Source organism: Anaerobutyricum hallii DSM 3353, assembly GCF_000173975.1.
In the GTDB taxonomy this organism is placed as follows: Bacteria; Bacillota; Clostridia; order Lachnospirales; family Lachnospiraceae; genus Anaerobutyricum; species Anaerobutyricum hallii.
Map to the genome: position 1 here is coordinate 44,298 of NZ_ACEP01000033.1, position 8,216 is coordinate 52,513.

Consider the following 8,216-nt stretch of genomic DNA (forward strand, 5'->3'; position numbering starts at 1 on the left):
CCTATTTTACAGTTACTTTAACAACTGCTTTCTTTCCACTTGCTGTCTTAACAGTAATCTTGCATTTACCTTTTTTAACGGCCTTTACAACACCGTTCTTTGTTACTTTGGCAACCTTCTTGTTAGAAGACTTAAAGGTAACTTTTTCTGTCGCATTGGCTGGTTTTAATTTTACTTTAAGTTTAACTTTTTTGCCTTTCTTTAACACAATACGCTTTTTGTTAACAACAACTTTTTTTGCTTTTACAGTTTTCCTATCTGGTTTTTCTGCTGGTTTTGTATCATCTTTTTTACCTTCTGTTGTTTTGTCTGCTGGCTTAGGATCTTCTTGCTTTAAATCTCCATATTCTGCTCCACATACTTCACAGACTGCTCTCTTTGTTGTTGTAGCTTCGCCACCTTTATGTGCTTCTTTTTCAGTCGTAGCATCACAACCTTCATTCTGACATTTCTTCCAGTGATAAGTTCCGTCAGACTCATATTCATCTCCATAGTTATGAGATGCGCACTCTCCGTATTCTTCTCCACAGAAATCGCAGACTGCTTTCTTCGTACAAGTAGCTGTTCCGCCTGTGTGTTTTGTGTGGATGGCAACTGTTTTACCATCTTTATTTACTTCCAATACTAAGTCTTTATATCCATCTGCAGAAATAACAACTTTATTAACTGCTGATTCATCTTTTTCAAATTTGCCCTCTCCAATTAATAGGTATCTTACATCCGTACTATCTGAGGAATCAAGCGTTGCCTTAGCATAATATTTCGCATTGTTCCATATACTATAAGAAGAAGTTGCTTTTTCATACTCTATTCCATTTACTTCAACCTTATCAATTGCTGAAAGCCATTCTTCAGCATCATCGCCATAATTCAATTGACAATCATATCCAGCAACTGTCTTATATGTTGAAGGAGCTTTTGGTGCTTCCTTTAATTCTACCGTTGCTGTCTCCTCAGCCTGTACCGCTACCTGTGGTGCAACTGTTCCCACTACTGTCATTGACAGGCACATTGCACATGCCATAATGAATGAACTAATTTTTCTCATTTGTTTCTCTCCCTTTCTCTCTCTCAAATAAACTTAATAAAAAAACAGGTTTCCATTTAAAACTAATTTATGTTACTCAATTCTAACATCGGTTAGTTTATTTAAAAGATTACCTGTTTTTATACTCCCTGTCAATTCTACAGTTGATAACATTTCTCAACTATAGAATTCTTAAGAATTCATTTATTTAATTTTTAGAAAAAAGGATTACTTTTTTAACAGTTCCTGATAAATATCCCTTTTACTTACTCCGCGGTCTTTTGCTACCTGTTTCATCGCACTCTTTTTATCCATCCCTTTTTCAAGATAATGTTCCATATGTTCCTGCACAGTAAGCTGATTCCACTCCTGTTGTTTTTCTTCTTTCAGTTCCTGTAAACTCTTTCCCTCAAAGATTAAAACATACTCCCCTCTTGGCTCGTTCTCCTCATAATAAGCAATCATTTCATCGAGAGTTGCCTTGCGCTTCTGCTCATATCGCTTCGTCAGTTCCTTACATACCGTCATATTTCGGTTACCAAGATATTCCCTGCACTCTTTCAAAGTCTTCTTTAAATGATGCGGCGCTTCGTAAATAATAATCGTTCTTGTCTCATTGCGAAGATTCTCCAAAATCTGTGCTCTTTCCTTCTTGTCATACGGTAAAAATGCTTCGAATGCGAATCTCCTTGTCGGCTGTCCGGACATAGTAAGTGCCGTAATGCAGGCACAAGCTCCCGGAAGTGATGTAACATTAATTCCCGCTTCATAGCACTGTCTTACAAGTTCCTCTCCTGGGTCAGAGATTCCCGGTGTTCCCGCATCTGTGATTACTGCGATATCCAGTCCTTCTCTTAATTTATTTACAAGATAAACTGCCTTATCGACTTTGTTGTACTCATGATAGCTCGTCATCTTTGTTTTTATCTCAAAATGATTGAGAAGCTTGATACTGTTTCTCGTATCTTCTGCCGCTATCAAATCCACTTCTTTTAAAATTCGTACTGCCCGATAGGTCATATCTTCGAGATTTCCAATCGGTGTCGCACATAAATATAATGTTCCTGCCATTTTAATTCTTCATTTCTCCATATATCTGATAAATCTCATCGGTATAAGAACCATCCTTATTGTATACAATTAATGGGGGTTCTACCGTAATCCTCTGCTTACCACCTTTTACAACATCAATCAAAACCATATTTGGCTCTTTATCTACATAAGGATGTACGAGACGCATCCTCTTCGGCTCTAATTTATGCTGTTTTAATGTATAAATAATCTCCGCTAAGCGAAAAGGTCTGTGCACCATATAAAAATGGCCGCCTGTTTTCAACAGCCATTTTGCTGCATTTACTACATCTTCAAGGGAACAGGTAATCTCATGTCTTGCAATTGCCTTTGCATAATCTGGATTCGTCAGACCATGTTCTCCTGTCATATACGGAGGGTTACAGGTCACCCAGTCAAAACTCTCCCTCTCATAGTCTGTCTTTATATTACGAACATCCCCCTGTACAATATGCACTTTTTCTTCCTGACCATTCATCTTCACAGAACGCTCTGCCATCTTGGCAAACTCTTCCTGATACTCTAAACCTTCTACATGAGCAAGCGGATATTTACCCTCCATCAGTATTGGAATAATTCCTGTACCGCTACACAAATCAATCCCTTTACTTTTCTTTTTAACTCTGGCATAATCAGAAAGCAGTACCGCATCAATCCCGAAGCAAAAACCATCTGTTTTCTGGATAATACGGTAATCCTTTATCTGGAGATCATCAATACGCTCATTTTCTTTAATTTGTACATTCTCCATATAAGTATCCTATTTTAAATCTTCATTTTCAACTACAATTAAGTGAAGAACCTAGTAATTAAACTACCGAAGAACTCTTCTTAATTTTTCAAACTTCTTATATCAACAAAACCAAAATTTGAGTATTATAAAAAATTATGAGGAATAAAACAATAATAATAACAGTAATTGTTATTATTCAAATTCCCTTCCCTTATTCTCCTCGTTTCATTAAAGCTTAGACTTTCTTTCCTTCTTCTCCATCGCCTCTAATTTTTTAAGCTCATCATCCATTTTTACTTTTTCTCTGCGCTTCCGAGGACGGAAAATCAAATCATCCACTTTATAATCTACGAGCTCCTTTTCTCCTTTTTCGTCAGTAACTACGAGCTTCACTCTCTGTCTTAACACGCTGACTTCGTGAACAACACCTTTTACTCCCGTATTCGTCTTTACTTCATCACCAACATTCGGAAGCTTACTGTTCAGATACTCATAAGTATCCTGCTCATTTTTCAGACAGCACATCAATCTTCCACAAACTCCTGAAATCTTTGTAGGATTCAGAGAAAGATTCTGCTCCTTCGCCATTTTAATTGATACTGGCACAAACTCAGATAAAAATGTATTACAGCAAAGGCTTCTTCCACAAATACCGATACCACCTTTAATTTTTGTCTCATCTCTTACACCAATCTGTCTTAATTCAATTCTTGTCTTAAAAACTGAGGCTAAATCTTTTACCAACTCACGGAAATCAATTCGTCCATCCGCCGTAAAGTAAAATAATACTTTATTATTATCAAATGTATACTCACAATCAATGAGCTTCATTGCAAGCTTATGTTTTTTTATCTTCTCAATACAGATTTTATAAGCTTCTTTGCTCTTTTCTTTATTATTTTCCTGAATCTTATCGTCTTCTGGTGTTGCGATTCGGATAACTGGCTTTAAAGTTGCAATAATCTTCTCATCGTGAATCTCACGATTTCCTAAAACAACTCTGCCGTATTCTACTCCACGCGCAGTCTCCACGATAACATTCTGTCCAACTTCTACCTCAAACTGCTCTGAGGCAAAATAATATATTTTACCATTATCTCTAAAACGAACTCCTATTACTCTGGCCATTTCTACCTCCTGTTCTTCTTAAAACTCTCTTCTCGCTTCTACAATAAGCAACTCTAAAGTTGCGTCAAAATTCACATTAGACTTTATGCGGACTCTGGCACGATGAATTTTGCCTATAACATAATCAATTGCCTCTAAATCTAATTTATCTACCTGCTTTTTCAGATACGCATACTCATTTTTAAAAATAATTTTCTTTTTGGCAGCTTCAGCATTCACTGAATTATCTGCTTTCAGTAACATAATATCCCGAAACCACATCAGAAAAATATCGAAAAAGTCCTCAATTCTGTTTTTATACTTTTTATATTCCTTTACTTTATCTGCAATCTCGTAACTCTCTATCTCATGGATATACCGCAAAATGGACAGAGTCAACTCCTTTAAATCCTGAAATTCTTCTGAAGAAATGATTGCTTCTGCCTTTCCTATATTTCCAAGAGAAAATCCTGCTGCAAATTCTGCTTCTTCCTTAGAAACACTACATTTTTCCACCAAGTATTTCTCAACAGCTGTTCCGGGTACCGGTCTTGTGGCAAGAAGAATACATCTTGAAAGAATTGTGTCTAAAAATGCTCCTCTGTTCGTAGTAAGTAAGAAAATAACTGCATATTCCGGCGGTTCCTCAATCGTCTTTAAGATGGCATTCTGCGCTGCAGCATTCATCTTTTCCGCCTCATCTACGATATAGATTTTATAAGGCCCCTTATATGGCATAATTTCTACTGTATTAACAATCTGCTCCCTTATCTCACCAACACTAATCACATTGGGCTTTTCATGAGAAACCCAAATTACATCCGGATGATCATGGTATTCCATCTGTATACAAGATTCACACTTTCCACAGGATTCCACCAGACCCGTAGTTTCCCGGCCTTCACACTGCAATATTTTAGAGAAGGCCTCGGCAAGCATTTTTTTCCCACTTCCCTTATCCCCCTCCATAATATAGGCATGAGAAATCTTTTTATGATGCACAGCAGTAATAAAATGCTCTTTTATTCTTTCATTTCCTAAAATCTCATTTAATTCAGCCATGACTTTCCCTCAAAATCTTTCTGTTAATCATCTTAATTCTTCTGCTAATTTTCTATTGGTACCTATTCTTTTATTGTTTTTTCTCAATGAATTCATGTCTATCGATTCTTCTTCTTCAATAATTCATCCACATGATTCCGAATCTTTTTCTGAATCGTATCAATGGATCTTCCACCATCAATCTTCATAACTTCCGGCCTGCCTGAAAGGACTTTTCGATATCCTTCCGATACCATATGATGAAAATCTATACCTTCCTGCTCCATACGATCAAGATTCTTCTGCTCTTTCTTTCTACGAAGTCCTTCTGCCTCTGATAAATCAATAAAAAAGATTCCATCGGGACGATAAATGCCGATTCCCGGCGCATTTACAGCCGAAACTGTAGAAATACCAAGTTTTCTTGCAATTCCCTGATAAACGATAGAAGAATCTACAAAACGATCGCTTATAACGATTTTGCCCTCTTCTAATGCTGGTCCGATTACTTCATGTACTAACTGCGCTCTTGATGCCGCATAGAGAAGCATTTCTGTTACTGGAGACATTTCTTTGTGTTCTGGATTCAGAATAAGCTGTCTTATTTCCTCTCCGATCACTGTTCCCCCCGGTTCTCTTGTTATGAGACATTCATAGCCTGCTTCCTCTAAGTATTCTTTTAATAAATTTATTTGTGTGGTCTTTCCTGAACCATCCGGTCCCTCCATCACAATAAATAATCCCTTCATCTAATAAAATCTCCCTTCAGAAGTACATGCACTTTTATTATCTGAATGTTATCTGACTTCTTCATCGTATTTTAGTCATAGTACTTTCAAACATGCTCTGGTACAATATTTTTATCATACTGCTTTTGCTATACTATCTATAAATCTTTTAGAACGATAATCTTATTACAGGACAATCCAAGTACATTATATCCATTATATAAATATTGACTGATATTTTCCACTGTTTCTTTGAGTATTTTTTCTCCAGGAACTAATATTGGTACTCCCGGCGGATAAATCATGACATATTTTCCTGAAACTCTGCCAGTAGAATCAGCCAACTCAACTGTCTCCATGGCTTTTCCCCGGCACTGCCAGGATTCTATGATTTTGGGAGGATATATTGTCTGCTCATTTTCTTTTTCTTGTATAACCTTATAGTGGTTATGAATTTTAGTTTCTATTTTGGGTTTGTTTTTATCACAAATTTCTATTTCAACTTTATCTTGGTTTTGGATGGCAATTTTTGTCTCATTTACAGCCTTATTTAAACTACGATTTTCCTTTTCTTTCTCTTCACACATTTTATCAATCTCAGAAATTGCCTTCCAAAGCTCATCAAAATCTTCCTTTTTATCACAGATAGAAGTCATGGCAATCCCATAAGTCAGGTTCTCCATCTCCAGTTCAATGTGATATTTTTCATATAATAACTGAAACAGCTCCTTTCCATTTATTCCGCAGCCCTTTACTGAAAAGACCAATTTCCCGTTATCATATGCAAAACAATTTAACTTTTTCTGATTGAGCAGGCTTATTTTTTTGAGTTGTTCACATTTTCGGCGAAAATTTTTAAGGTTATCCACATATTCGGCGAGTTGTCCCTGATTTTCTTTCATATACATGATTCCGTACTCAGCAGAAGCCATCAAAAGATACGATGGACTTGAGGTTTCATAAATATCGATGATTTCCTCCACCTGCTCTTTTGTCACGATGTCTGAGCAAAGATGAAGAACTGCTGTCTGCGTAAAGGAAGGCAATGTTTTATGCGTACTTTGAATCACCAAGTCAGCACCTTCCTGAACGGCACTGTCTGGAAAATACTTATGAAATATGAGATGCGCCCCGTGTGCCTCATCTACAATCAAAGGAATGGCATACGGCCGAGTTACTTCTTTAATCCCTGCTATGTCGCTCACAACTCCTTCATAAGTAGGTGAAGTCAGTACAACTGCCTTTATATCTGGATTCGCCCTTAATTCCCTTGCTACGGCTTCTGGCTTCATATCCTCGCATATATCATACTCGGCAGAAACATCTGCATAGCAATAGACGGCCTCCAACTGTAATAGCCTGATACAGTTATAGACCGCCTTATGACAGTTTCGCCCTATTAAAATCTTATCTCCCTGTCTACAGACCGAAGAAATGGATACCAGAATCCCAAGGGTACTCCCTCCAACAAGATACCATGATTCCTTACTTTTAAATATATCTCTTACAAGATTCATGGATTCACGAATAATGCCCTCTGGCTCATGAAGATTATCGTAATCTGTTATCTCTGTAATATCCATTTTTTCTACACCAAAAAAAGCCCCAAAATCAGCTCTTTTGTGACCTGGCATATGAAAAGGAATTCTTTTTTCTGACTCTAATTCTCTTAATTTATTATAGATTGGTGTATTCATAACTTATTTTTTATCTCTTCATCCTTTTAACTCTTCTTAGAATTTATGCTTTTTAAATTTATTACCACTTACCAGCCGACTATTAATAAGCTTATTAGACAAAAAAAATAGCTCAGTAAATAAAACATTTACTGAGCCTTCATGAGACATCGGGGATTCGAACCCCGGACAACTTGATTAAAAGTCAAGTGCTCTACCAACTGAGCTAATATCCCATATGCCCAGAACCGGAATCGAACCAGTGACACGAGGATTTTCAGTCCTCTGCTCTACCAACTGAGCTATCTGGGCATGAGTTGCGGGGGAAGGATTTGAACCAACGACCTCCGGGTTATGAGCCCGACGAGCTACCAGACTGCTCTACCCCGCGATAATAATTATTAATTTTTAAATGGGCGGAGGTGGATTCGAACCACCGAAGCAATTTGCAGCAGATTTACAGTCTGTCCCCTTTGGCCACTCGGGAATCCACCCATATTTAATTATGACTTTTAATAACCATAACAAGCCGATGAACGGACTCGAACCGTTAACCTGCTGATTACAAATCAGCTGCTCTGCCAATTGAGCCACATCGGCATAAATGGGACCTATAGGACTCGAACCTATGACCCTCTGCTTGTAAGGCAGATGCTCTCCCAGCTGAGCTAAGATCCCATATTCACTTATTAAAATATATCCTTGCGGATAAACGACCCGGATGGGATTCGAACCCACGACCTCCGCCGTGACAGGGCGGCGCTCTAACCAGCTGAGCCACCGGGCCAAAAAGGTATGTACCTTCAAAACCACACACAAACTATCTTTTTCCA

General features: G+C 37.6%; 7 protein-coding genes and 7 tRNA genes. All 14 read right to left on the reverse strand.

All coding sequences use genetic code 11. The features are described from left to right. Position 1: 1 nt before the first annotated feature. Positions 2 to 1,048 carry an Ig-like domain-containing protein gene (locus tag EUBHAL_RS02620; protein ID WP_044921637.1) on the reverse strand — a complete coding sequence of 349 codons (1,047 nt, stop codon included), beginning with the start codon at positions 1,046 to 1,048 and terminating at the stop codon, positions 2 to 4. Positions 1,049 to 1,255: 207 nt separating this feature from the next. Next, positions 1,256 to 2,098 (reverse strand): 16S rRNA (cytidine(1402)-2'-O)-methyltransferase, encoded by an 843-nt coding sequence (rsmI, locus tag EUBHAL_RS02625; protein WP_005344545.1) that lies wholly within the window; start codon positions 2,096 to 2,098, stop codon positions 1,256 to 1,258. A gap of 1 nt (position 2,099) precedes the next feature. After that, a complete protein-coding gene (locus EUBHAL_RS02630) occupies positions 2,100 to 2,849 on the reverse strand; it encodes a tRNA1(Val) (adenine(37)-N6)-methyltransferase (protein WP_005344547.1) in 750 nt (249 codons plus the stop codon). Between the two features lie 210 nt (positions 2,850 to 3,059). Next, entirely contained in the window at positions 3,060 to 3,959 is a 900-nt protein-coding gene (locus EUBHAL_RS02635; protein WP_005344549.1) for a PSP1 domain-containing protein, read from the reverse strand. Positions 3,960 to 3,977: 18 nt separating this feature from the next. Then, on the reverse strand, positions 3,978 to 5,000 hold the full coding sequence (locus tag EUBHAL_RS02640; RefSeq protein ID WP_005344551.1) for a DNA polymerase III subunit: 1,023 nt from the start codon (positions 4,998 to 5,000) through the stop codon (positions 3,978 to 3,980). A 98-nt stretch (positions 5,001 to 5,098) separates the two neighbouring features. After that, positions 5,099 to 5,728, reverse strand: coding sequence for a dTMP kinase (tmk, locus tag EUBHAL_RS02645; protein ID WP_005344553.1), 630 nt, complete (start codon positions 5,726 to 5,728; stop codon positions 5,099 to 5,101). A gap of 137 nt (positions 5,729 to 5,865) precedes the next feature. Further along, a complete protein-coding gene (locus EUBHAL_RS02650; protein WP_005344555.1) occupies positions 5,866 to 7,404 on the reverse strand; it encodes an aminotransferase class I/II-fold pyridoxal phosphate-dependent enzyme in 1,539 nt (512 codons plus the stop codon). Positions 7,405 to 7,546: 142 nt separating this feature from the next. Then, positions 7,547 to 7,619: transfer RNA gene (locus EUBHAL_RS02655), tRNA-Lys, on the reverse strand. A gap of 3 nt (positions 7,620 to 7,622) precedes the next feature. Continuing rightward, positions 7,623 to 7,695, reverse strand: a tRNA-Phe gene (locus EUBHAL_RS02660). A 5-nt stretch (positions 7,696 to 7,700) separates the two neighbouring features. Beyond that, positions 7,701 to 7,774 (reverse strand) — tRNA-Met (locus tag EUBHAL_RS02665). A 22-nt stretch (positions 7,775 to 7,796) separates the two neighbouring features. Further along, positions 7,797 to 7,878: transfer RNA gene (locus EUBHAL_RS02670), tRNA-Tyr, on the reverse strand. Positions 7,879 to 7,910: 32 nt separating this feature from the next. Then, positions 7,911 to 7,983: transfer RNA gene (locus EUBHAL_RS02675), tRNA-Thr, on the reverse strand. Between the two features lie 5 nt (positions 7,984 to 7,988). Next, positions 7,989 to 8,061 (reverse strand) — tRNA-Val (locus EUBHAL_RS02680). 35 nt (positions 8,062 to 8,096) lie between these two features. Further along, positions 8,097 to 8,170, reverse strand: a tRNA-Asp gene (locus EUBHAL_RS02685). Positions 8,171 to 8,216 lie beyond the last annotated feature (46 nt).